Source organism: Lentzea sp. NBRC 105346 (genome assembly GCF_030269605.1).
In the GTDB taxonomy this organism is placed as follows: Bacteria; Actinomycetota; Actinomycetes; order Mycobacteriales; family Pseudonocardiaceae; genus Lentzea.
Genome location: NZ_BSTQ01000003.1, coordinates 133,400 through 154,103, shown reverse-complemented (window position 1 = coordinate 154,103; position 20,704 = coordinate 133,400). Strand labels below are relative to the sequence as shown.

The window sequence follows — 20,704 nt, the reverse complement described above, 5'->3', positions numbered from 1 at the left end:
TTAGGTTTCCGCGCCGCCCTTGCCATCTGGGCCGAACCCGGTTCGTCCTCGGCACGAACACAGGGTTCGAGAGGGGACGGAGGGCCTCGCTAGGGGATTGCCCCCTGATTTGTCAACGGGCTTGAACCGAGCCAAGTGAGACGCACGTGTATGTACGTCCGCTGCGTAGTAAGTGCCATAGGGGAGTCCGATGTCGTACCAGGTTGGGCTCGATCTGGGGTCGACCTTCACCACCGTGTCGACGTGTCAGCCAGACCGGGCAACGAGGCTCGAAGTTCTTGTGCCGTCAGTGGTTTTCGCAAGCCAGGACGGCGCGTTCGTCGTGGGGGAGGACGCGGAGCGCCGCGCGCTCGCCGACCCCGGTCGCGTCGCGCGACTGTTCAAGGGGCGAATCGGTGACCCCACTCCGTTGCGCATCGGTGACGCCGCGTTGACGGCGGAGTCGGTCGCGGCCAGGTTCGCCGTGCAGCTGCTCAACTCCATCGCCGACCGATGCGGTGAGACCGCGTCGCGCGTGGCCATGACTCACCCCGCGGGGTGGGGCCACTACCGGCTGGAGTCGTTGCGCACGGCCCTTTCCACGTACGGGCTGGCCGACGCGTTGTTCGTGCCCGAGCCGCTGGCCGCGGCGCGGGCGCACGACGCGCGCAACCCGACGCCGATCGGTTCAGTAGTCGCCGTATATGACCTTGGCGGCGCGACGTTCGAGGCATCGGTCGTGCGGAAGCTGAGCGCCGACCGGTTCGTGCTGGCCGGGCCGCCGGAGGAGATCGAGGTCGGTGGCCTGGACTTCGACGAGGCGGTGTTCCAGCACGTCGTCGAGGCGCTGCGGCCGTCGTGGGATGCGCTCGACGTGACGGATCCGGCGGTGCTGACCGCGGTCGCCGAGCTGCGGCGCAGCTGCACCGCGGCCAAGGAGATGCTGTCCGCCGACACCGAGGTGCTGATTCCCGTTGTGCTGCCGGGGATCGCGACCAAGGAGGTGCGGCTGGGCCGGGCCGAGTTCGAGTCCATGGTCCGGCCGGCCGTCGAGGAAACCGTGGCCGCACTGGACCGCGCGATCCGCGCCGCGGGCACGGATGACCTCGCGGCGGTGCTGCTGATCGGTGGCTCGTCCCGGATTCCATTGGTGACGCAAGAGGTTTCGGCTCAACTGGGCCGCGCGGTGTCGCCCGCGCCGACCGGCATCGTCGCGATCGGTGCGGCGCTGGAGGCCCGCGGTCTCGAGCCCGAACCGGCGGCCGCCGCGGTCACGACGATGTGGACGCGTCCGCCACTGCCGCAGGCGCCCGCGTCGTTGCGCGCCAAGCGTTCTTGGCGGTCGCTGACGCCGCTGGTCACGGCCGGTGTGCTGACGGCGGCCGTGGTCGGTGGGCTGATCGTCAATGATGTCTTCAAGCCCGCTGGCGCCGACGCCAAGCCGACGACGTCCACGCCCGCGCCGACCTCTTCGGTGGTGGAGACGACTTCGGAGCAGCCGGTGGAGACCGTGCAGTACGAGCCTCCGCCGCCCGCGACGGCGACGCCGCCGCGGATGAACACGACGCAGCCGCCGCGTCCGACGACGACTTCGCCGAAGCCGACGACGACGCGGCCGACCACTACGACCACGACCACCACCACGACGCCGCCGAAGCCGACGACGACCACGTCCGGCACGACCAAGGTGGCCGCCCCGTGACCGGGTTACCGCACCGGCCGCAGCCTGCGACCGGCACGTCGAACGTGCCCGCATCTGGGACCGCGCTACCGCCGCGGCCGGCGACCGCGTCTGGCCCGTCGAACGTGGCCGCACCCAGGACCGCCCGGCCGCAGCCGACCGGCTGGCAGCCGCCCGCCTCACCGCCCCGGCCCCAACTGACCCGTTGGCAGCCGGCGCCGCCCGCGCCGAAACCCCGCACCATCAAAGCGTCCACGTGGCTGTGGATCGGAGCGGTCGCCCTGCAAATCCTGACCACGGCGCTGGTTCTCCTCGGCGCGGGCGAGCTCAAGACCGAGCTGATGGCCCAGGTGGCGCAGGCGTTCCCTGGCCAGTCGCTGGGCAACCGAACGCGGGTGGTGTACGCCGCACTACTCCTACTGCTCGGATCCGGAGTGCTGATCTCGTTGCTGGAACTGGCTCTCGTGCCATCGGTGCGCAAGCGCTGGGCCCGAATCTCGTTGGTGCTGCTGGCCTTCTTCGGGACGCTGCACGCGCTACTGGTGTTCGGATCACTGTCGTCGCCCTTTCTGGCGGGTCTGCTCGTCTCCGCGAGCGTCGCCGTGGGCGCGGTTGTCATGATGTATCTGCCCGCCTCGCGGGCCTGGTTCTCCGGGGGGAGAAGATGAAGGCGCTCGCCGTGGAACAGGCGTGGCGCGCGGGTGATACCGCCGCCGCGATCGAGGGAGCGGACCGAATTCTGGCGAACGGCACGGACGAGGACTGCGTCGCCGCCGGTGTCGCCGCCGCAGCCGCCGCGGCCGACGGTTCGCTGGAAGACGCCGCCGCACGGTGGCGCGTCATTGCCGCCTCGCTGACCGGTGCACCGGCCGTGGCCGCGTTGGCAAGGGCCGCGTTGGCAGCCTGTCTGGTGGGTGACGTCGACTCCGCCTCGCGTGATTTGAGGGAAGCACGCGAGATGTTGTCCGGCGCCGCCCCGCGCGGGCTGACCGTGTTCATCGACGGCGTGGACGCCGCGTTGGAGGCCGTGCGGGGCGGTTTCGACCGTGCCGCACGGCGGTTGGCCGGGCTCGCGGTGGCGAACGTGCCCGCCGACGGCCTCGCCGCCGAACGCTGGGACGACCTGGTGGTGACCGTGCTGATCGCCGGCGGTCACGACCGGACGGCCCAGGAGGTGCTGGCGTCCTACGAAGACCGGCCGCCGACGACCCGCCGTCACCTGCTGACGGCGTGGCTGCACCTGCGGGCCGGTCGCCTGGCCGACGCACGCGCGGCGATCGCCGCTGCGGGAGGAACTCCCGTGTTGCGACGTGACGCCGTGCTCGCGGCCGCGGTGACGATCGGTCTGGCCCGCCGGGCTGGTGACGCCGATGCCCTGCGCGCCACGTGGCGGCGGGTGGCTCCGGTCGTGGCGGGCGCCGACGTCGAGGTGTTGCTGCTCGACGCGTGGGGTGAGCTTTCCGCCGGTGCCGCAAGCGTTTCCCGGTTCGACGGCGACACCGTCGTGGAGGCGATGTCGGCGGTGACGCTGGAGTGGGCGGCTCCCGTGTTCTCGTGGTGGAAGCTGCAACGAGCCGTCGTCGCGTCGGACGCCGGTGTGGCCGCCTCGTCGGCATTGGCGCTGCAGGGCACACCCCGTGCCGCCGCGGCTTTCGCGTGGTCTTCGGTGCTGGCCGGTGACGTGGATCCCGAACAGGTGACCGCGGTCGCCTCGTCGCTCGATGACGCCTGGGAGGCCATGGCTCTGTGCGGTGCGGCGGCGGCGCGGCTGACCGACCCGACTGCCGCTCGCGACCTGTTGAGCACCGGGCGGGCGTTGCGGGCCAAGGTATCCGTCGACTCCGACGCCGGCGACGGTCTGTCCAAACGGGAACGCGCCGTGGGCGAGCTGCTGGTTGACGGGTTGACGCACAAGGAGATCGGCGCCCGGCTGTACATCTCGCCGAAGACCGTCGAGCAGCACGTCGCCAAGATCCGCCAGAAGCTGGCCGTGTCGTCGCGCGCCGAGCTCATCGCCTCGCTGCGGCAGCGCATAGCCTGAACCCATGCGCATCGAGATCGTCAAGGGCGACATCACCACCCAGGAGGTGGACGTCATCGTCAACGCCGCCAACTCGTCCCTGCTGGGCGGCGGCGGTGTCGACGGCGCGATCCACCGTCGCGGCGGGCCGGCGATCCTGGCCGAGTGCCGCAAACTGCGCGCCGGACACCTCGGCCGCGGCCTCCCGACCGGCGAGGCCGTCGCCACGACCGCGGGCCTGCTGCCCGCCCGCTGGGTCGTGCACACGGTCGGTCCGGTGTGGTCTTCGACCGAGGATCGTTCGGCCCTGCTGACCGCGTGCCATCACAACTCGTTGCGGGTCGCGGCCGAGCTCGGCGCCGAGTCGGTCGCGTTCCCCGCCATCTCGACCGGCGTCTACCGCTGGCCGCTCGAGTCGGCGGCGGAGATCGCCCTGGCCGCGGTGCGGGAGACGCCGGTGGTCGACCTGGTGCGGTTCGTGTTGTTCAGCGACGACGCATTGCGGGCGTTCACCGAGGCACGCTCGCGACAGCCCTGACCGCTCGATCGACCTCCTCGGGCGTGTTGAGAACCGACGTGCCCACCCGTGCGTAGGGAATCCGATACGCCGCCGTGGTGATCTGAATCCGTTGCGCCGCCAGGTGTTCCACCACTCGCGACCCCGGCACGCCGTCCACGTCGAAACACGTGATGCCGGCCGACATGGCGGGATCGCGCGGCGTGTGGATCGTGATGCCGCGCAACCCGGCCAGCCCGTCCTTGAACCGGGTGCTCAGCTCGGTGATCCGAGCCGCGACACGAGACCGGCCGAGGCGTTGGTGGAACGCCACGGCGGCGTGCACGGCGTAGGTGTGCTCGAACGCGTGGAAGCCGCCGGGGCTCAGGTACGTCGTCGGCGTCGTCCGGTCCGCGCCGGGGAGGACCTGCCGGATCTCGGAGACGACCGCGGGGTTGACCCAGACCATCCCGGTGCCGCGCGGGCCGAACAGCCACTTGTGCGTGCCCGCCACGAAGACGTCGGCGCCCATCGACGCGGGCGAGTCGTCGACCGCGGCCAGGCCGTGCACGCCGTCGACGATCAGCAGGCAGCGGTCGGCGGGCGCCCGGTCGCGGTTGGCTTCGGCGATGACCGAGGCCACCTCGCGCACGGGCATGCGCAGACCGGTCGACGACTGCACCCACGTGATGCCGACGGCACGGGTCGCGGGCGTCAACGAATCCCGCAGCCGCGATGCGATCTCGGCCGGTGTCGCGGTGGCCGGCGACGCGAACAGCGTGCCGACCCGCAGGCGCGCGCCAACTCTGTCGCACGCCAGGCGCGCGGCTTCCTGGTGCCAGAAGTGGTCCTGGTCGTTCACCAGCACCTCCTGGTCGGCCCGCAGCCGCAGCCCCTGGTACACCAGGCCGAGGCCGGTGGTCGTGTTGGACACCAGTGCGATGTCGTTCGGCGCGCCGCCGATGTAGGACGCCAGCGCGGCGCGGGGCCGGGAGGAGAGGTCGGGCGGGAAGTCGTGCGAGTTCGCGTCCAGCACCCGTTTCACGCGGTCGACCTCGGCCCGCACCTCGCGCGGGTTCGACGCGAGGTAGAACAGGCCGAGGTTCACCAGTTTCGGGTCGAGCCGGAACTCGCGCCGCACGGTGTCCCAGTCGTACGCCGGCGCGGACGACGTGGTGAGGAGCGCGGTTCCGATCAGGAAGTCACGACGGTCCATCCTTGCAGCCAAGCACGACCCAGATCGGCAGGGTGAAATCCTGTCCGGCAACGGACACCGTGTCGCGGCGGATCTCGCCGATGGTCCAACCCGCCTCGGTCAACCGGCCCCGCAGTTCGTCCTCCGTCACGGCGAACGGCGGCGCCGGCACGTCCAGGCACGTGAGGCTGAGCAACGCGCCCGGCTTGGCCGCGCGGTACAACGACGCGGCCAGGGCCCCACGGTCTGCCGGGGACACCGTGTGGAACAACGCCGAAGCGAGCACCGAGTCGAACGCCGAGACGTACGGCAGGTCGCAGGCGTCCGCCACGACGAAGTCCACAGCGGACGAAGACGGCAGTGCCGAGGGCGCGATGTCGACCGCGGTCACCCGATATCCCTTGGACGCCAGGAAAAGCGCGTTGTCACCCGTGCCGCAGCCGGCGTCGAGTACCGAGCCGGTGAACCGGCCCTCCCGCTCCAGCGCCACCACGACCGGTTGCGGCGCGCCGATGTCCCATGGGACGCCGTCTCGCGGAATGCCGGGCAACAGCGGAGCACCCTGGTAGAAGGCTTCGAAATCAATCACGGCACGAGCCTGACCAGACGTGACTGAAAGGGCCAGTCAACAACGAAACGGCGGCGGATTCCGGCACGATCTACGATCAGATGGTGGAATCCATCGACCGGCAGATCGTCCACGCGTTGCAGATCGACGGGCGCGCGCCGTTCGCCCGCGTCGCCGAGGTGCTCGGCGTCTCCGAACACACGGTCGCGCGGCGGTACCGGAAACTGAGAGAAGCCAAGGCGATCCGGGTCGTCGGCGCGTTGAACGGCATCCTGCTCGGCCACCACGCCTGGACGATCCGCCTGCGGTGCACGCCGGACGTCGGCGCCCCGCTCGCGGCCGCACTGGCCAAGCGGAAGGACACCCACTGGGTGCACCTGCTCAGCGGCGGCACCGAGATCTCCTGCTACCAGCAGACCGAGTCGGACACCGAGCTGCTGCTGGACAAGCTGCCGCGCAGCGTCCTGGACGTGAGCGCGCAGTCCGTGCTGCGCGGGTTCGTCGCGCCGAGCACGTGGTCCGGCCTCGCCTGCCTGGACGACGACCAGATCGAGCACCTCAAGCCACGCGTCGAACCGGAACAGGTCGAACTCACCGACTCCGATCACGCCCTGATCGACCTGCTGAACAAAGACGGCCGCATGGGCTACGCCGAGCTGGCCCACAGAGCAGGCACCTCGGAGTCGACCGCCCGCCGCCGCGTGGAGCACCTCAGGAAAGCCCGCGTCCTCGACATCCAGCTCGACGCCGACCCGAAGGCGTTCGGCTACGCAGCCGAGGCCCGCCTCTGGATGACGGCTCCACCGGCGAAGCTGGCCGAGGTCGGCGCGAACCTCGCCACGCACCCCGAGGTCTACTTCGCCGCCGCCACGACCGGCCGGGCCGGGCTCGTCGCCTCGGTCGTCTGCCGCGACTCCCTCGACCTGTACCGCTACCTGACCGAGCGGATCGGCCCGAACGTGAACGAGGTGGAGAGCGCCCCGGTGCTGCGCACGGTCAAGCGCAACTGACGTCATCGATCCCAACGCCAGGCGTCCCGTTGACGAGCCGTCATAGGATCACCTGAAAGTGTGGGGATGGGGGTGGCGCGTGCGCGCGCTGGCGTTGGGCCCGATCGAGGTGTGGGTCGACGGCCGTCAGGTCAACCTGGGAGGCCCGAAGCCGAGGACCCTGCTCGCGGCGCTGTTGCTCCAACCGAGGCAGGTCGTTCCGGTCGAACGCCTGATCGACCTGATCTGGGACGAGTCACCGCCGCAGACCGCGGGCGCGCTGGTGCACACCTACGTGTCATCACTGCGGCGCGCGCTGGACAAAGCGCTGGTCACGAGGGCTCCCGGCTACCTGCTGAACATCGCCGCCGAGCACAGCGACATCGAGCTCTTCGGCCGGCACCTGACCGCCGCGCGTGAGGCCGAACGGGCGGGTGAGCACGAGCAGGCCATCGAGCAGTACCAGGCGGCGCTCGGCCTGTGGCGCGGTCCGGCGCTGCACGGCGTCGAGGCGTCGTTCGCCCGCGGCCGGGCGCTGCAGCTGGAGGAGTCCAGGCTCGGCGCCGAGGAGGCGCTCGGACGGTGCGAGCTCGCGGCAGGCCGCGTCGAGGACGCGATCGCCCGGCTCTCCAGCGTCGCGACCGCGTACCCCTCGCGTGAGGAGACCCGCGACCTGCTGATGCGGGCGCTGTACCGGGCGGGCCGCCAGGCGGACGCGCTCGCCGTCTACCGAGACGCCCGCACCTACCTGCTCGACGAGCTGGGCATCGAGCCCGGCGAACAGTTGCGCGAGCTGCACAACCAGATCCTCAATGGCACCCTCGCGGCGCCGGTGAAGGTGGTGCCGCCGCCACCGAGGGCCGAACCGCGGCCGCACGTCGTCCCGCACCACCTGCCACCGGACATCAGCGACTTCACCGGCCGCGAGGACGCGCTCAAGCACGTCCTGACCATCGCCGACAGCGCGGACACCGGTACCGCGACCCCGACCGTGGTGATCTCCGGCTTCGGCGGCGCGGGCAAGTCCGCGCTCGCCGTGCACGCCGCACACCTGCTGCGCAAGTCCTATCCGGACGGTCAGCTCTTCGCCGACCTCCGCGGCGCCGGGCGTGACCTGGACACCCACGAGGTGCTCGGCCGTTTCCTCGGTCTGCTCGGCGTGGCGGCGCCCGACCAGCCGGACGCGCCGGACGAACGCGTGGAGCTGTACCGGCGCACGGTCGCGGACCGGCGGCTGGTCATCCTGCTCGACAACGCGCGCAACGAGCAGCAGGTGCGTGGCCTGCTGCCGGGCAACCCGAACTGCTTCGTGATCATCACGAGCCGCAGCCGGCTCACCGGCATCGAGGGCGCGTCGCCGCTGGAGCTCGACTTCCTCACGCCGGACGTGTCCGCCGAGATGCTCAGCCGCATCATCGGCGACGCCCGCGTCACCGCGGAACCCGAAGCGGCGCAACGGATCTGCGACCTGTGCGGCGGCGTCCCGCTGGCGCTGCGGGCCGCCGGCGCCAAGCTGCTCGCGCGGCCGCACTGGCCGTTGAAGACGCTCGCCAAGCGGTTGTCCGACGAGCGCCGAAGACTCGACGAGCTGGCGGTCGGCGACCTCGCGATCCGCTCCAGCCTGCAGCTCAACTACGCCGAGCTGGACGAGCTGCACCGGCGGGCGTTCCACCTGCTGTCGCTGCTGGACCTGCCGGACTTCGGCTCGTGGGTCGCGGCACCGCTGCTCGGCGTCGCGCTGGACGAGGCCGAGGACATCGTCGAGCACCTGGTCGAGCTGAGGCTCGTCGACGTGATCGGTGTCGACCAGATCGGCCGCGTGCGCTACCGGTTCCACGACCTGGTGCAGCTTTTCGGTGCGGAGCAAGCGAAAGCCGAGGATCCAGAGGCGGTCACGACGGCGGTGTCGCGCACGCTCGCGACGTGGATGGCGCTCGTCGAGGCCGGCTCCGAGTGCCTGCCGCGCGTCACGCTGGGCCTGCGCCCTCAGCTGGAACTCGAAGTGGACGTCGACCCGGCACTCGCCGAGGAGGTCGAGGAAGACCCGACCGGCTGGCTGCGGTCCGAGACGGCGGCCGTCGTGCGTGCCGTCGAACGGGCCCACGACCTCGGGGTCGACGAGATCACCACGACCCTGATCACCTCACTGCTCTCGTCGCCGTTCGCGGCGCGCAACGAGTTCGGCGGCTGGCAGCGCACACACGAGGTGGCGCTGCGGTCCGCCCGCTCCCGCGGCAACCGGCGGGCGGAGGCGGTGCTGCTCGCCGGGCTCGGCCAGCTGCGCTACGAACAGGACGACTTCACCCTGGCGCTGGAGAACTTCCAGCAGGCCGCGATGTTCGCCGAGGAGGTCGGCGACCGGTCGACTCTCGCGGTCGCGCTCGTCGGCATGGGCACCGTGCGCCGCGACCTCGCCGAGTTCGACGAGGCACGCAAGCTGCTCGACCGTGCCGTCGAACTGGGCGACGCCGGTGTCGTCGCCGCCGCAAGCTACGGCGTCGGCGCCATCCACCGCGACCACGGCGACCTCCCCGCCGCCGTCGAGGCCTTCGACCGGTGCGTGCGGCTCTACCAGGAGCTCGGCGACCAGCGCGGCGCCGCCCTGGCGTTGCGTGGCCTGAGCCTGTGTCACCGGGCGACGGGCGAGTATGGCCAGGCGGTCGAACTGAGCCGGTCCGCGGAGGAGATCCTGCGCGAGGCCGGTGACGAGCTCGGCGCCACCTACGCCGCGCAGTCGCTCGCGAAAGCCTTGTTCCGCAACGGAACCGTGGCCGGTGTGGCGGAGTTGCTCGAAGCGTGCCTGGAGGTGTGCACGCGGCAGCACGACCGGTTCGGCGTCGCGCTGGTCACCCGTACCCAGGGCGAGTTCGCGCTGGCGCAAGGGGAACTGGACGAAGCGACGGCGTCGCTCACCGAGGCGTTGGGGCAGTGGACCGAGCTCGGGCTGCCGATCTGGCGGGCGCGGACGTTGCGCGACCTCGCGGCGGCCACGAACGACGACACGCGCTGGCAGGAGGCCGTGGCGCTGTTCACGGAGCTGGGCAGCCGGGAGACCACCGAACTCGCGGACATGACGCCCGCGAAGTGGGCGGAGGCGGTCAGGCGTTCGGCGTGACCCGGACGTCGCGCGCCGTCAGCGAGGCGCCGCACTCGGTGCACTCGACCTTGGCCTGCACGTCCCCGCCGCAGTCCTTGTGGTGCAACGAGAACTGCTCACCCTCGTCGGGCGCCATCCAGCGCTCACCCCACGTGCGCAGCGCGACGAGCACGGGGTAGAGGTCCAGGCCCTTCTCGGTCAGCCGGTACTCGTGCCGCGTGCGGCCCTCGTGCGCGTACGGCACGCGGCGCAGCACGCCCTCGTCGACCAGCACACCGAGCCGGTCGGCGAGCACGCTGCGCGAGATGTCCATCGCGGACTGGAAGTCCTCGAAGCGGCGCGTCCCGAGGAACACCTGCCGCAGGAGCAGCAGCATCCAGCGTTCGCCCAGCAGCGCCGCCGGACGGGCGACGGTGCAGGGCAGCTCGGCGAGTTGAGGGTGGCGCATGAACCCAAGAATACCCTTGCGTTCGAAAAACGAACCCAGCTAGAGTTCGGTTTCCGAACCCAGCTGGAGGTGTGTCGTGATCGTGAGGGAGCTCGACCGCACCACCGCGCCCGCCGCCGTCGAGGCGGTGTTCGCCGGACTGTCCTGGCGCAGCCGCTACCTGCGGTTTCACGCGCCGACGCCACGCCTGACGTCGGCCATGCGAACGGCGCTGTCCAACGTCGACGGTCACGACCACGCCGCGGTCGTGGCGGTGAAGAACAACCGGCCGATCGGCATCGCACGGCTCATCCGGACCGGGTGCGGCAGGGCCGACATCGCGGTCGCCGTCGTGGACGCGTGGCAGCGCCGCGGCGTGGGGCGCCGGCTGCTGACCGCGCTGGGCGACCTGGCCGCCCGGTTGCGCTGCACGGAGCTGACCGGCGAGGTGCTCCCGGAGAACGACGCGATGCTGCGGCTCGTCCGCCGCGCGTTCCCCGGCGTGCGGCTGACCAGGGAGGACGACGTCGTGCACGTCAGTTACCCGATCGGCTGGGCGACGGCCGCGCTCACCCACGAGGACCTGCTCAGGGACTTGCAGACGACTTATAGGTGACTTGTAGGCCGGTCCCGCAACCTTGTTCTCGTCAGGGAAGAAAGGAGCGGAGCCGGTGCTCATCAGTCGAGCCGAGATCATCGAACGGGCGGAGAGCTGGTTGCGGCGACCCGTCCCGTACGGCCAGCACAAGTTCCATGCGAACGAGTACGGCATCTATCGGGCGGACTGCTCCGGCTACGTCTCCATGGCTTGGGGGCTTCCCGGCAAACCGCCGGACCGGCACGGGGGGCTCGACACGGTCGGGCTGGCGGGGGTGAGCGTCGAGGTCGCCAAGGGGGAGTTGGCGCTCGGCGACGTGTTGATCAGGTCGGACGGCACGAGGGAGACACGGCACGTGGTGCTGTTCGCGGGGTGGGCGGACGAGGCGGGGGAGAAGTACTGGGGCTACGAGCAGGCCGGTGGGGCGTGCACCGCGCTGCGGCTCGTCAGCTACCCGTACGAGACCTCGTCCGAGCTTTACGTTCCGCGGCGATATGTGAACGTCGCGGAGTAGCACACCGGAGAGCGTCGGAGCGACCACTGGGGGTGTCGCTCCGGCGCTTTTCTGTTGACGGTGAAACGAGAATCGATCACCGGTCGATAGAACGGCAAGCTACAGAAATCTGACATCGAGGACGTAGGGTGACTGCATGAGGAACTGGGGGATGCTGGCCATCACCGCGGCGGCCATCACGTTCGGCTCGACGCTGGCGATGCCGGACGTCTCGGTGGCGGCTGCGGATCAGGGCGGGATCTGCGGCAACTACACCGAGAACCGCAAGATCAGCCGTGGCGAGATCCTGGCGCGCTCGCGCACGTGGCTCACCGCGCGCGTCCCCTACAGCCAGTCCCACTGCTTCACCAACAAGTACGGCGAGTACCGCACCGACTGCTCGGGCTTCATCTCGATGGCGTGGGGCCTGCGCTACTCCTACACGACGCACATCCTCGAGCAGGTCGCGCACAAGATCGACTGGTCGGACCTGCGTCCCGGCGACGCGCTGAACGACCGGCTCAACCACGTCGCGCTGTTCGTCGGCTGGGCCGACTCGGCCAAGACGCGCCCGATCGTCCGCGAGCAGGCCGGCCCGGACGGCACGAAGCCGGTGCAGCGCATCTGGTCCGCCGCGTACGCGCGCCAGTACACGCCGTTGCGCTACAACAACCTCCTCGAGGGCAGCTCCATCCCGGACGCCCCGGTCGTCACGCCGGATGCCGAGCCCCCGGCCGCGCTCGCGGGTTCGCAGCTGTCGAACACCGTCGCCGGCTCGCTGGACGTCTACGCCCGCGCCGCCGACGGCACGATCGTCCGCAACTTCCACAAGACGAGCCGCTGGAACGGCTGGCAGGCCGTCAGCACCGAGCGATTCGCCGACGACCCGGTCGCGCTGCTCAACCCGAACACCAAGCTCATCGAGGTCTACGCCCGCGGCCTGGACGGCAAGATCTACCAGCGCGCGGGTGACGGCGCGTGGCAGGCCCTCGGCTCCGAGGTCCTGGCGGGCGACCCCGTCGCCGTGTGGAACGGCACCGCGACCGAGATCTACGCCCGTGCCGTCGACGGCACGCTGCTGCGGTTCACGGACAAGTGGGCGCCGGTCGGTTCGCGTGCCATCCAGGGCAACCCCGGCGTCGTCTTCAACACCGAGACCAAGGCCGTCGAGGTCTACGCCCGGTCGGCGGACGACAAGCTGCTGCGCAGCGCGGGCTCGGACTGGCAGGTCGTCGGCGACCAGACGATCACCAGCGACCCGAGTGCGCTGTTCCACGTCGCGGGCAAGGCCGTCGAGGTCTACGCGCGCGGCGCCGACGGCTCGGTCCTGCAGGTCTCCGGCGCGAACTGGAAGTCGCTCGGCGGCAAGATCAAGGACAAGCCTTCGGCCGTCTACAACACCGAGACCGCCACCGTCGACATCGTCGCGTGGGGCGAGAGCGGCTTCGTCGAGTACCAGCGCGTCGGCGGCCCTTCGTGGACCAAGCTCGGCAGCGCGACCGTGTCGAAGGCGCCCGCCGTCGTGTACCACGCGCAGACCAGGACGCTCGAGGTATTCGCGCGGGACAACGACGGCAGGCAGGTTCGCCGCTTCTTCAAGGAGAAGGCGGGCTGGAGCCCGTGGTCGGTGCTCGGTGAGCAGGTGCTTGCCCGCTAGCAGTGCTACTTGCTCTGGGGGGAGCTTTCCCAGCGCCCAGCGCTGGGAAAGCTCCCCCCATAGCGTTTGTCAGCAGGTCGCGAGCACCTCGGCGACAGCCCGGTTGAGCTTGTCGAAGTCGCCTGCGATCGCGGTTTCGCGGAGCGTGCGGGCGGCCTCCTGGCACTTGGTGGCGTTGCCGACGGCGCCCTCGGCCTTCTTCTGCGCCTCTTCGGCCTTTCTGCGAGCGTCCTCGGCCGTCGCGAGATCGGCCTTGAGCTTCTTGGCGTCGTCGCCCGCCTTGGTGAGCTCCCGTGCCTGCGCCGACGACGTGTCGGCCAGCTCCCGGGAGTGGCTCTTCTCGTTGAAGTAGAGGCCGCCGAACGTCGCGGCCGCGGCGAGGAACAGGACCGCGACGATCGAGACGATCACCAGACCGGTCTTCTTCGGCTTCGGCGCGGGAGCCGGCTGGACCGGCGGCTGCTCCACGACCTGCGGCGGCAGGCCCGGCAGCTGGGCCACCGCGGGCTGCGGCGGGTACGGCTCGTATTCCGGGTACGCAGAAGTCGGGTCAGTCATTGAAATCCCCCCAGTTGACGCAGTTCGACGGGTTAATCCGCACGAATGCCCGAAACGTTACCGATGGCGGCGATCACCCGATCCCAGAATCGCGGCACATCCAGCTCCACCGCGACCTGCGCGTTCGGCTCCAGCCCGAGGTACCCGTCGAGATCGACCACGGTCGCGCCACGCGTGTGCGTGCCCGCGGTCTCGATCGCGACATGCGCGTCCACGCACCGCACCAGCGACGGGTCGATCACCCGCGCGACCGCGACCGGGTCGTGCAGCGGGGGAGCGTCGAACCCGAACAGCTCGCGGTAGGTCTTCGCGAAGAACGTCATCAGCTCCGCGCACGTCCGGCCCAACTCACCCAGCACCTCCAACCGGCCCAGCACATCCGGCGTCACGAGCGCCTGGTGCGTGACGTTCAACCCGCACATGGTCACCGGCACACCGGAGGAGAACACGATCTCCGCCGCCTCCGGGTCGACGTAGATGTTGGCCTCCGCGGCCGGCGTGATGTTGCCGCGTTCGGTGGACCCGCCCATCAGCACGATCTCGCCAATACCGTCAGCGCCGTACCGGCTGAGGAACAGCGCCACGTTCGTCAACGCGCCAGTGGCCACAATCGTCGCGGGCATAACGGAGCGCATCAGCTCCACGGCGTGCAGGTCGCTGAGACCAACGGTCGGATCCGAGAACGATGGTCCGTCCAAACCGGTGGAGCCGTGCACGTCGTCGGCGATCCGCAACGGCCGGACGAGCGGCCGCGCGCAGCCCGCGGCGATCGGGACGTCCGTGATGCCGGCGATCGTGCAGACGCGGCGCGCGTTGAGCGTGACCTTGTCGAGCGTCTGGTTGCCCGCGACGGTCGTGATCGCGCGCAGGTCGATCGCCGGATCGCCGGCCGCGAGCATGATCGCGATCGCGTCGTCGTGCCCCGGATCGCAGTCGAGCACCACAGGAGTCGGCATGCGATCAGTCTGGTGGCGTTCATGTCCGTGAAACAGCCGAAAACGTTTTCGAGAAGCTCTTGACGTGGTCAGGGCACCTCCGACTAGCGTGTGGAAACCGCTTACCGGGGAGGAAAGTGATGGCGGCTCGCAAGCGCTACGCGGTCGTGGGGACGGGCTCACGGGCGGAGCGGCACATCCACGCCATCGCCGTCGAGCACGCGGACACATGCGAGCTCGTCGCCTTCGCGGACGTCAACCACACCCGGATGGCCGTCCACAACGCGCGGCTCGCCGAACTCGGGGTCGAGCCGGTCCCGACCTACGACGCGGACGACTTCCTGAAGATGCTCGAGGACCAGCGGGTCGACGTTGTCGTGGTGACCACGGTGGACCGGCACCACATGACCTACATCGTCGAGGCACTCGACGCCGGTCGCGACGTGGTGACCGAGAAGCCGATGACGACGGACGTCCCCAGCGCGGGAAAGATCATGGACGCCGTGCACCGCAACGACGGCAACGTCACGGTCACGTTCAACTACCGCTACAACCCGATCCACGAACAGGTAAAGCAGCTCCTGAAAGACGGAGCGGTCGGCGAGATCGGGTCCGTGCACTTCGAGTGGCTGCTCGACACGCGGCACGGTGCGGACTACTTCCGCCGCTGGCACCGCGACAAGGCCAACTCCGGTGGACTCATGGTGCACAAGGCGACGCACCACTTCGACCTGCTGAACTGGTGGGTCGACTCCATCCCGGAGACCGTGTACGCGCACGGCCGCCTTTTCTTCTACGGCGAGGAGAACGGCAAGCGCCACGGGAACTGGCGTGATTACGACCGGGTCCACGGCAACGAAGCAGCCGCCGACGACCCGTTCGCGATGAAGCTCGAAGAGAACGAGTGGCTGCGCAAGCTGTACCTCGACGCCGAGCACGAGGACGGCTACCACCGCGACCAGAACCCGTTCGCGCCCGGTGTGTCCATTGAGGACGACATGTCCGTGATCGTGCGGTATGCCAGCGGCGCCAACCTGACCTACCACCTCACGGCGTACTCGCCGTGGGAGGGCTACCGGCTGATGGTCAACGGCAGCAAGGGAAGGCTGGAGCTGGAGGTCGTCGAGAACAGCTGGGTGTCCAGCCAGAACCCGACCGTGCACGGCGTCAACGCCAACCCCGAGGAGGGCTGGGCGACGCTCAGCGTGCAGCGCCTGTTCCACCAGCGCGAGTACATCCCGCTGGAGTACGACCGCGACGGGCACGGTGGCGCGGACAAGCGGATGGTCGACGCGCTGTACGGAACCGACCAGGAAGATCCACTCGGACGACGCGCAACGCACCACGACGGGGCGCTCTCCCTGCTCACGGGTTTCGCCGCCAACCGGAGCTTCGAGACGGGAGAGCCTGTCCGCGTGGTCGACGTCCTCGACCTTCGATAGAGGAGATGCCTTGAAGCTCTACAAAGTTGTGAGCTTGGTGCTGGGCACGACGCTCGTGGCGGCCGGGTGCGGAGGTGGTGATTCGGCGTCTGGCCCCGCGGAGATCAAGTTCGTCTGGTGGGGCAACGACGACCGCGCGAAGCTCACCAACGAGGCGGTGCAGCTCTTCCAGGAGCGCAACAAGGACATCAAGGTCACCACGTCGTTCCAGAACTTCCAGACGTACTTCGAGAAGCTCTCCACCGAGATCGCCGGCGGTAACGCGCCGGACGTGATCCAGATGGACTACCGCTACCTCAACGAGTACGCGGGCCGCAACGTGCTGCTGGACCTGACGCCGTACGTGGGCAAGCAGCTGCGCACCGCGGACTGGAACCAGGGCTTCGTCGGCAGCGGCAAGCTGAACGACAAGCAGGTCGCGCTTCCGTTGGCGCAGAACGCCACGACGATCGTCTACGACCCCAAGCTTTTCGCGGACGCGGGTGTGGCGGAGCCGAAGATCGGCTGGTCGTGGGCCGACTACAAGGACGCCGCGGGCAAGATCCAGGCCAAGAGCGACAACAAGATCGCGGGTTCGACGGACTTCGGCGGCACCGAGGACGTCTTCGAGACGTGGCTGCGCCAGCACGGCAAGAAGCTGTACGAGGACAACGGGAAGCTCGGCTACACCAAGGCCGACCTGAAGGCGTTCTGGCAGCTTTCCAAGGACTTCCGTGACGCGAAGGCGACTACGTCGGCGGAGCTGGTGACGACGTTGAACGCGGGTGCCGAGCAGACTCCGTTGGGTAAGAAGTTGTCGGCGTCCGAGCACAGTTACGACAGTCTGTTCGGCGGGTACGACAAGGTGCGGCCGGGTGAGCTGAAGCTCGGGCCGTATCCCAGTGACAGCAAGGACAAGCTCGGTTCGTACCGCAAGCCGTCGCAGCTGATCAGTGTCTCGTCGCGGACCAAGAACAAGGACGCGGCGGTCAAGCTCGTCGACTTCCTGCTCAACGACCCGGACGCGGGGAAGATCCTCGGCGCCAACCGCGGCCTGCCGGCCAACCTGAAGATCCGTGACCAGGTGGCGCAGAACCTCACCGGCGTCAACAAGGCGATCTTCGAGTACGAGAAGTCGGTCGACGCGAGCCTCGGCGACGCGCCGCCCGCGCCGCCGAAGGGCGACGGCGCGATCTACAAGCTGATGCAGCGCAAGCACGAGGAGGTCGTGTTCGGCAAGACGTCGCTCGACCAGGCCGTCGAGGACTTCTTCTCCGAAGCCGAACGGGTCCTGTCGTAGTGGTGCTCGCCGAGCGGGTCACCCCCGCGCCGGTGAGGTCGGCCGCCGAGGGCGCGCCCCCTCGGCGGCCAACCCGATCGCAGGGTGTGGCCTACCTGTTCCTCGGGCCGTGGCTGCTCGGCGCGATCGGGCTGACCGTCGCGCCGATGGTCGTGTCGCTGTACCTGTCGTTCACCGACTACGACCTGTTCAACACGCCGAACTGGGTCGGGTTCGACAACTACGCGAAGCTCTTCGGCGACGACCCCCGCTATCTGAAGTCGGTCGGCGTGACGCTGCGGTACGTCGTGGTGTCCGTGCCGTTGAAGCTGGTGCTGGCACTGGCCGTGGCGTTGCTGCTGAACTCGTTGCGCGGCAAGGGACAGGCGTTCTTCCGATCGGCGTTCTACGCCCCGTCGCTGCTGGGTGCCAGCGTCGGCCTGGCCCTGGCGTGGCGCGCGATCTTCGACACCTGGATCGACACGCCGGACACGGCGCTGACGACGATCGTGCTGCTGTCGGCGTGGCAGTTCGGTGCGCCGATGGTGATCTTCCTGGCCGGGCTGCAGCAGATCCCGCGCGACATGCTCGACGCCGCCGCGGTCGACGGCGCGGGCTGGTGGCGGCGGCTGTTCAGCATCATCCTGCCGATGCTGTCGCCGGTGCTGTTCTTCAACCTGGTGCTGGAGACGATCCACGCGTTCCAGGCGTTCACGCAGGCGTTCATCGTCAGCGGCGGACGTGGTGGACCGGCGGACTCCACGTTGTTCTACACGCTGTACCTGTACGAGCGCGGCTTCACCGAGTTCCGGATGGGGTCGGCGTCGGCGATGGCGTGGGTGCTGCTGGTGGTGATCGCGGTGGTCACCGCGGTGCTGTTCCGGACTTCGCGGTACTGGGTCTTCTACGGGGACGAACGATGAAGCGCGCCGTGGTCATCACCATCAGCGTCGTGTCGCTGGCGCTGGTGCTCTATCCGATCGTGTGGCTGATCAGCGCGTCGTTCACGCCCGTCGAGGACCTGGTCGCGCACATGCGGCAGTTGTTCCCAGGCGGCATCACCAGCGATGGGTACTCGCAGGCGTTCGATGGTGTCGGCGGGTCGTCGTTCTGGACGTTCCTGACGAACTCGCTGATCGTCTCGGGCGGCGCGGTCGTCGGCAACGTCGTGTCGTGCTCGCTCGCCGCGTACGCGTTCGCGCGCCTGAAGTTCCGGCTCTCCGGCCCGCTCTTCGCGTTCTCGCTGCTGACGATCATGTTGCCCGCGCACGTCACGCTGATCCCGCAGTACGTGGTGTTCCAGCAGCTCGGGCTGGTGGACACGTTCGTGCCGCTGATCCTGCCGAAGCTGCTGGCGACGGACGCGTTCTTCGTGTTCCTCATGGTCCAGTTCATGCGCGGCATCCCATACGAGCTGGACGAGGCCGCGCGCATCGACGGCTGCGGCCCGATCCGCAACTTCCGGTACGTGGTGCTGCCGCTGTCGCAGCCCGCGCTCGTGACGACCGCGATCTTCACGTTCATCTGGACGTGGAACGACTTCTTCTCCCAGCTGATCTACCTGTCCAGCACGGAGAAGTACACGATCCCGCTGGGGCTGCGGCTGTTCATCGACCAGACCAGTTCGTCGTCCTACGGCGCGATGTTCGCGATGTCGGTGTTGTCGCTCGTGCCGATCGGGCTGTTCTTCCTGGCGTTCCAGCGGTTCCTGGTCGCGGGCGTCGCAACGACGGGACTGAAGGGGTGACGGTCCGCGAGCGGTTCGAGGACTTCGCGGACTGCCTGCTCGTCGGGCTTTTCGTAACCCTGACGGCTCTGCCGGTCGTCACCGCGCCCTCCGGGTTCGCCGCCGCGTGCCGGGTGCTGGCGTCCGGCGTCCCACCGCGACTGTTCTTCCGGGAGCTGCGCGACCGCTGGCGTTCCCCGGCCGACGAGCTGCTGGCGGGCTTCGTCTTCGGTGGACTGACGCTGTTCCTCGCACTGGACGTCGGGCTCGCGCTGACCGTGCTGCCGGGCTCGTGGTTGCTCCGGCTGGCCGTGGTGATCGTCTGTGTGGCGGCCGGGGCCCTGCTGCTCGCGGTCGCGGCGCGAGCGGGTGTTTCCCGTATCTCTTGGCGAGCGGCATTGCAATGGAAGACCCCCAAGCCGATGCTGATGGCCGTGCTGGTCGTGGCAGGAGTACTGGTCTGGACGTTGCCGCCGATCGCTTTGGTGATCGGCGGACCGGTCGCGTTCGCGGCGGCGGTGGTCGACAAGTGAGGGTCGCGCTGGTCGGTGCCCGCGGACACGGCGCGCGGCACGTGGAGAACTTGGTGCGGCTCGGCCGTACGGGCCAGGTCACCTTCATCGGCGTGTGCGACGTGGCCGCGGTGGACGTGCCGGTGCCGGTGTACCCGACGCTCGAGGCGTTGCTCGCCGAGCAGCACCCGGAGATCGTGCTGGTCTCCTCGCCCCCGCACACCCACCGCGACCTGGTGCTCGGCGCGTTCGAGGCCGGCTGCGACGTGCTCGTCGAGAAGCCGGCGCTGCTCAACCGCGCGGACTTCGCCGAGGTCAGCGCGGTCGCGGCGGAGCAGGGCCTGGTGTGCCAGGTCGGCTTCCAGTCGCAGGGCAAGGGCGCGTTCCGCAAGCTGTGCGAGCTGATCGGGTCCGGCGCGCTCGGCGACATCCACGGCATCGGCGTGGTCGGCCGCTGGGTGCGCTCCGACGCCTACTACCACCGCGCCGAGTGGGCCGGCACGCAGGGACCGGACGGCACGCTGGTCAACCCGTTCGCGCACGGCGTGCAGAACGCTTTGCTGCTCGCGGGCATCGAGGACCGCGACGACCTGGGGATCGAGCTCGAACTGTTCCGCTGCCGCGCCTGGAACACCGCCGACGACACGTCGTGTGTACGCATCACCGCCGACGGCGCCCCGCAGATCGTCGCGGCCACCACGGTGTGCGCACAGGAGTCGCAGCCGCCGTACGTGCTCGTGCACGGCAGCCTCGGGCGGGCGGTGTACTGGTACGACGAGGACCGGCTCGAGGTCAACGACCACGTCATGCACGTGCCGCCGCCGGTGGATCTGCTGGTCAACCTGATCGAGCACCGCGAGCGCGGCGTGCCGCTGCTGTCGCCGCTGGCCTCGACGCGCGCGTTCACCGCAGTGGTGCAGGCCGTGGGGCGGGCGAAGGTGCCGCTGGTCGAGGCGCGTCGCGACGGCGACCGCGTGGTGCTCGACGGGATCGACGACATCGTGGTCCGGGCGGCCGAGAAGCTGGCGACGTTCGCGGAGCTCGGCGCGCCCTGGACGCGTTAGCCTGATCCG

General features: G+C 69.6%; 20 protein-coding genes. 15 read left to right on the top strand and 5 right to left on the bottom strand.

Annotated elements, in window-relative coordinates; translation table 11 throughout:
- Positions 1-289 precede the first annotated feature (289 nt).
- From QSK35_RS08285 to QSK35_RS08270, 4 genes are read left to right on the top strand one after another with little or no spacing between them, the layout of a single operon-like run.
- On the top strand, positions 290-1,681 hold the full coding sequence (locus tag QSK35_RS08285; protein WP_352243474.1) for an Hsp70 family protein: 1,392 nt from the start codon (positions 290-292) through the stop codon (positions 1,679-1,681).
- Entirely contained in the window at positions 1,678-2,328 is a 651-nt protein-coding gene (locus QSK35_RS08280) for a hypothetical protein (RefSeq protein ID WP_285743887.1), read from the top strand. The genes QSK35_RS08285 and QSK35_RS08280 overlap by 4 nt, the downstream gene beginning before the upstream one ends.
- On the top strand, positions 2,325-3,701 hold the full coding sequence (locus QSK35_RS08275; protein ID WP_285743885.1) for a helix-turn-helix domain-containing protein: 1,377 nt from the start codon (positions 2,325-2,327) through the stop codon (positions 3,699-3,701). Before QSK35_RS08280 ends, QSK35_RS08275 begins: the two co-directional genes overlap by 4 nt.
- Before the next feature lie 4 nt (positions 3,702-3,705).
- Positions 3,706-4,218 carry an O-acetyl-ADP-ribose deacetylase gene (locus tag QSK35_RS08270; RefSeq protein WP_285743884.1) on the top strand — a complete coding sequence of 171 codons (513 nt, stop codon included), beginning with the start codon at positions 3,706-3,708 and terminating at the stop codon, positions 4,216-4,218.
- Here QSK35_RS08270 and QSK35_RS08265 read toward each other — a convergent pair.
- Both QSK35_RS08265 and QSK35_RS08260 read right to left on the bottom strand, forming a co-directional pair.
- Positions 4,190-5,392 (bottom strand): aminotransferase class V-fold PLP-dependent enzyme, encoded by a 1,203-nt coding sequence (locus tag QSK35_RS08265; RefSeq protein ID WP_285743881.1) that lies wholly within the window; start codon positions 5,390-5,392, stop codon positions 4,190-4,192. The genes QSK35_RS08270 and QSK35_RS08265 overlap by 29 nt on opposite strands.
- On the bottom strand, positions 5,379-5,960 hold the full coding sequence (locus QSK35_RS08260; protein ID WP_285743879.1) for a class I SAM-dependent methyltransferase: 582 nt from the start codon (positions 5,958-5,960) through the stop codon (positions 5,379-5,381). The genes QSK35_RS08265 and QSK35_RS08260 overlap by 14 nt, the downstream gene beginning before the upstream one ends.
- A gap of 83 nt (positions 5,961-6,043) precedes the next feature.
- Between QSK35_RS08260 and QSK35_RS08255 the strand changes: the two genes are divergently transcribed.
- Positions 6,044-6,949: an Lrp/AsnC family transcriptional regulator gene (locus QSK35_RS08255; protein WP_502881629.1), complete on the top strand. Its 906-nt coding sequence runs from the start codon at positions 6,044-6,046 to the stop codon at positions 6,947-6,949.
- A 58-nt stretch (positions 6,950-7,007) separates the two neighbouring features.
- On the top strand, positions 7,008-10,043 hold the full coding sequence (locus QSK35_RS08250; protein ID WP_285743875.1) for an AfsR/SARP family transcriptional regulator: 3,036 nt from the start codon (positions 7,008-7,010) through the stop codon (positions 10,041-10,043).
- On the opposite strand, the gene QSK35_RS08245 is transcribed toward QSK35_RS08250, so the two are convergent.
- The gene (locus QSK35_RS08245) at positions 10,027-10,473 is read right to left on the bottom strand and encodes a winged helix-turn-helix transcriptional regulator (RefSeq protein WP_285743873.1); all 447 of its coding nucleotides are present in this window, start codon (positions 10,471-10,473) and stop codon (positions 10,027-10,029) included. The genes QSK35_RS08250 and QSK35_RS08245 overlap by 17 nt on opposite strands.
- Before the next feature lie 76 nt (positions 10,474-10,549).
- Between QSK35_RS08245 and QSK35_RS08240 the strand changes: the two genes are divergently transcribed.
- The 3 genes from QSK35_RS08240 (at position 10,550) to QSK35_RS08230 (ending at position 13,200) form a co-directional block, all read left to right on the top strand.
- A complete protein-coding gene (locus QSK35_RS08240) occupies positions 10,550-11,068 on the top strand; it encodes a GNAT family N-acetyltransferase (RefSeq protein ID WP_285743872.1) in 519 nt (172 codons plus the stop codon).
- A gap of 55 nt (positions 11,069-11,123) precedes the next feature.
- Positions 11,124-11,564 carry an NlpC/P60 family protein gene (locus QSK35_RS08235; RefSeq protein WP_285743871.1) on the top strand — a complete coding sequence of 147 codons (441 nt, stop codon included), beginning with the start codon at positions 11,124-11,126 and terminating at the stop codon, positions 11,562-11,564.
- 136 nt (positions 11,565-11,700) lie between these two features.
- Positions 11,701-13,200, top strand: a complete 1,500-nt coding sequence (locus QSK35_RS08230) for a DUF8189 domain-containing protein (protein WP_285743868.1) — start codon at positions 11,701-11,703, stop codon at positions 13,198-13,200.
- A gap of 69 nt (positions 13,201-13,269) precedes the next feature.
- On the opposite strand, the gene QSK35_RS08225 is transcribed toward QSK35_RS08230, so the two are convergent.
- Positions 13,270-13,758: a hypothetical protein gene (locus tag QSK35_RS08225; RefSeq protein WP_285743866.1), complete on the bottom strand. Its 489-nt coding sequence runs from the start codon at positions 13,756-13,758 to the stop codon at positions 13,270-13,272.
- A 32-nt stretch (positions 13,759-13,790) separates the two neighbouring features.
- Positions 13,791-14,714, bottom strand: coding sequence for a nucleoside hydrolase (locus tag QSK35_RS08220; protein ID WP_285743864.1), 924 nt, complete (start codon positions 14,712-14,714; stop codon positions 13,791-13,793).
- Between the two features lie 119 nt (positions 14,715-14,833).
- Here QSK35_RS08220 and QSK35_RS08215 point away from each other — a divergent pair, with 119 nt between their 5' ends.
- The 6 genes from QSK35_RS08215 (at position 14,834) to QSK35_RS08190 (ending at position 20,695) form a co-directional block, all read left to right on the top strand.
- Positions 14,834-16,135, top strand: a complete 1,302-nt coding sequence (locus QSK35_RS08215; RefSeq protein ID WP_285743862.1) for a Gfo/Idh/MocA family protein — start codon at positions 14,834-14,836, stop codon at positions 16,133-16,135.
- 10 nt (positions 16,136-16,145) lie between these two features.
- Positions 16,146-17,414 (top strand): ABC transporter substrate-binding protein, encoded by a 1,269-nt coding sequence (locus QSK35_RS08210; RefSeq protein WP_285743861.1) that lies wholly within the window; start codon positions 16,146-16,148, stop codon positions 17,412-17,414.
- A gap of 86 nt (positions 17,415-17,500) precedes the next feature.
- Complete coding sequence (locus tag QSK35_RS08205; RefSeq protein ID WP_502881628.1) at positions 17,501-18,316, top strand: carbohydrate ABC transporter permease; 816 nt, start codon at positions 17,501-17,503, stop codon at positions 18,314-18,316.
- Entirely contained in the window at positions 18,313-19,140 is an 828-nt protein-coding gene (locus QSK35_RS08200) for a carbohydrate ABC transporter permease (protein WP_285743860.1), read from the top strand. Before QSK35_RS08205 ends, QSK35_RS08200 begins: the two co-directional genes overlap by 4 nt.
- A complete protein-coding gene (locus tag QSK35_RS08195; protein WP_285743859.1) occupies positions 19,137-19,652 on the top strand; it encodes a hypothetical protein in 516 nt (171 codons plus the stop codon). Before QSK35_RS08200 ends, QSK35_RS08195 begins: the two co-directional genes overlap by 4 nt.
- The gene (locus tag QSK35_RS08190) at positions 19,649-20,695 is read left to right on the top strand and encodes a Gfo/Idh/MocA family protein (RefSeq protein WP_285743857.1); all 1,047 of its coding nucleotides are present in this window, start codon (positions 19,649-19,651) and stop codon (positions 20,693-20,695) included. The genes QSK35_RS08195 and QSK35_RS08190 overlap by 4 nt, the downstream gene beginning before the upstream one ends.
- Positions 20,696-20,704 lie beyond the last annotated feature (9 nt).

What these genes read in the sequence shown, in the direction of transcription:
- QSK35_RS08275 (WP_285743885.1), top strand. Translation starts at nt 2,325, where the DNA reads ATGAAGGCGCTCGCCGTGGAACAGGCGTGGCGCGCGGGTGATACCGCC.
- QSK35_RS08270 (WP_285743884.1), top strand. Translation starts at nt 3,706, where the DNA reads ATGCGCATCGAGATCGTCAAGGGCGACATCACCACCCAGGAGGTGGAC.
- QSK35_RS08265 (WP_285743881.1), bottom strand. Translation starts at nt 5,392, where the DNA reads ATGGACCGTCGTGACTTCCTGATCGGAACCGCGCTCCTCACCACGTCG.
- QSK35_RS08245 (WP_285743873.1), bottom strand. Translation starts at nt 10,473, where the DNA reads ATGCGCCACCCTCAACTCGCCGAGCTGCCCTGCACCGTCGCCCGTCCG.
- QSK35_RS08230 (WP_285743868.1), top strand. Translation starts at nt 11,701, where the DNA reads ATGAGGAACTGGGGGATGCTGGCCATCACCGCGGCGGCCATCACGTTC.
- QSK35_RS08225 (WP_285743866.1), bottom strand. Translation starts at nt 13,758, where the DNA reads ATGACTGACCCGACTTCTGCGTACCCGGAATACGAGCCGTACCCGCCG.
- QSK35_RS08220 (WP_285743864.1), bottom strand. Translation starts at nt 14,714, where the DNA reads ATGCCGACTCCTGTGGTGCTCGACTGCGATCCGGGGCACGACGACGCG.
- QSK35_RS08215 (WP_285743862.1), top strand. Translation starts at nt 14,834, where the DNA reads ATGGCGGCTCGCAAGCGCTACGCGGTCGTGGGGACGGGCTCACGGGCG.
- QSK35_RS08200 (WP_285743860.1), top strand. Translation starts at nt 18,313, where the DNA reads ATGAAGCGCGCCGTGGTCATCACCATCAGCGTCGTGTCGCTGGCGCTG.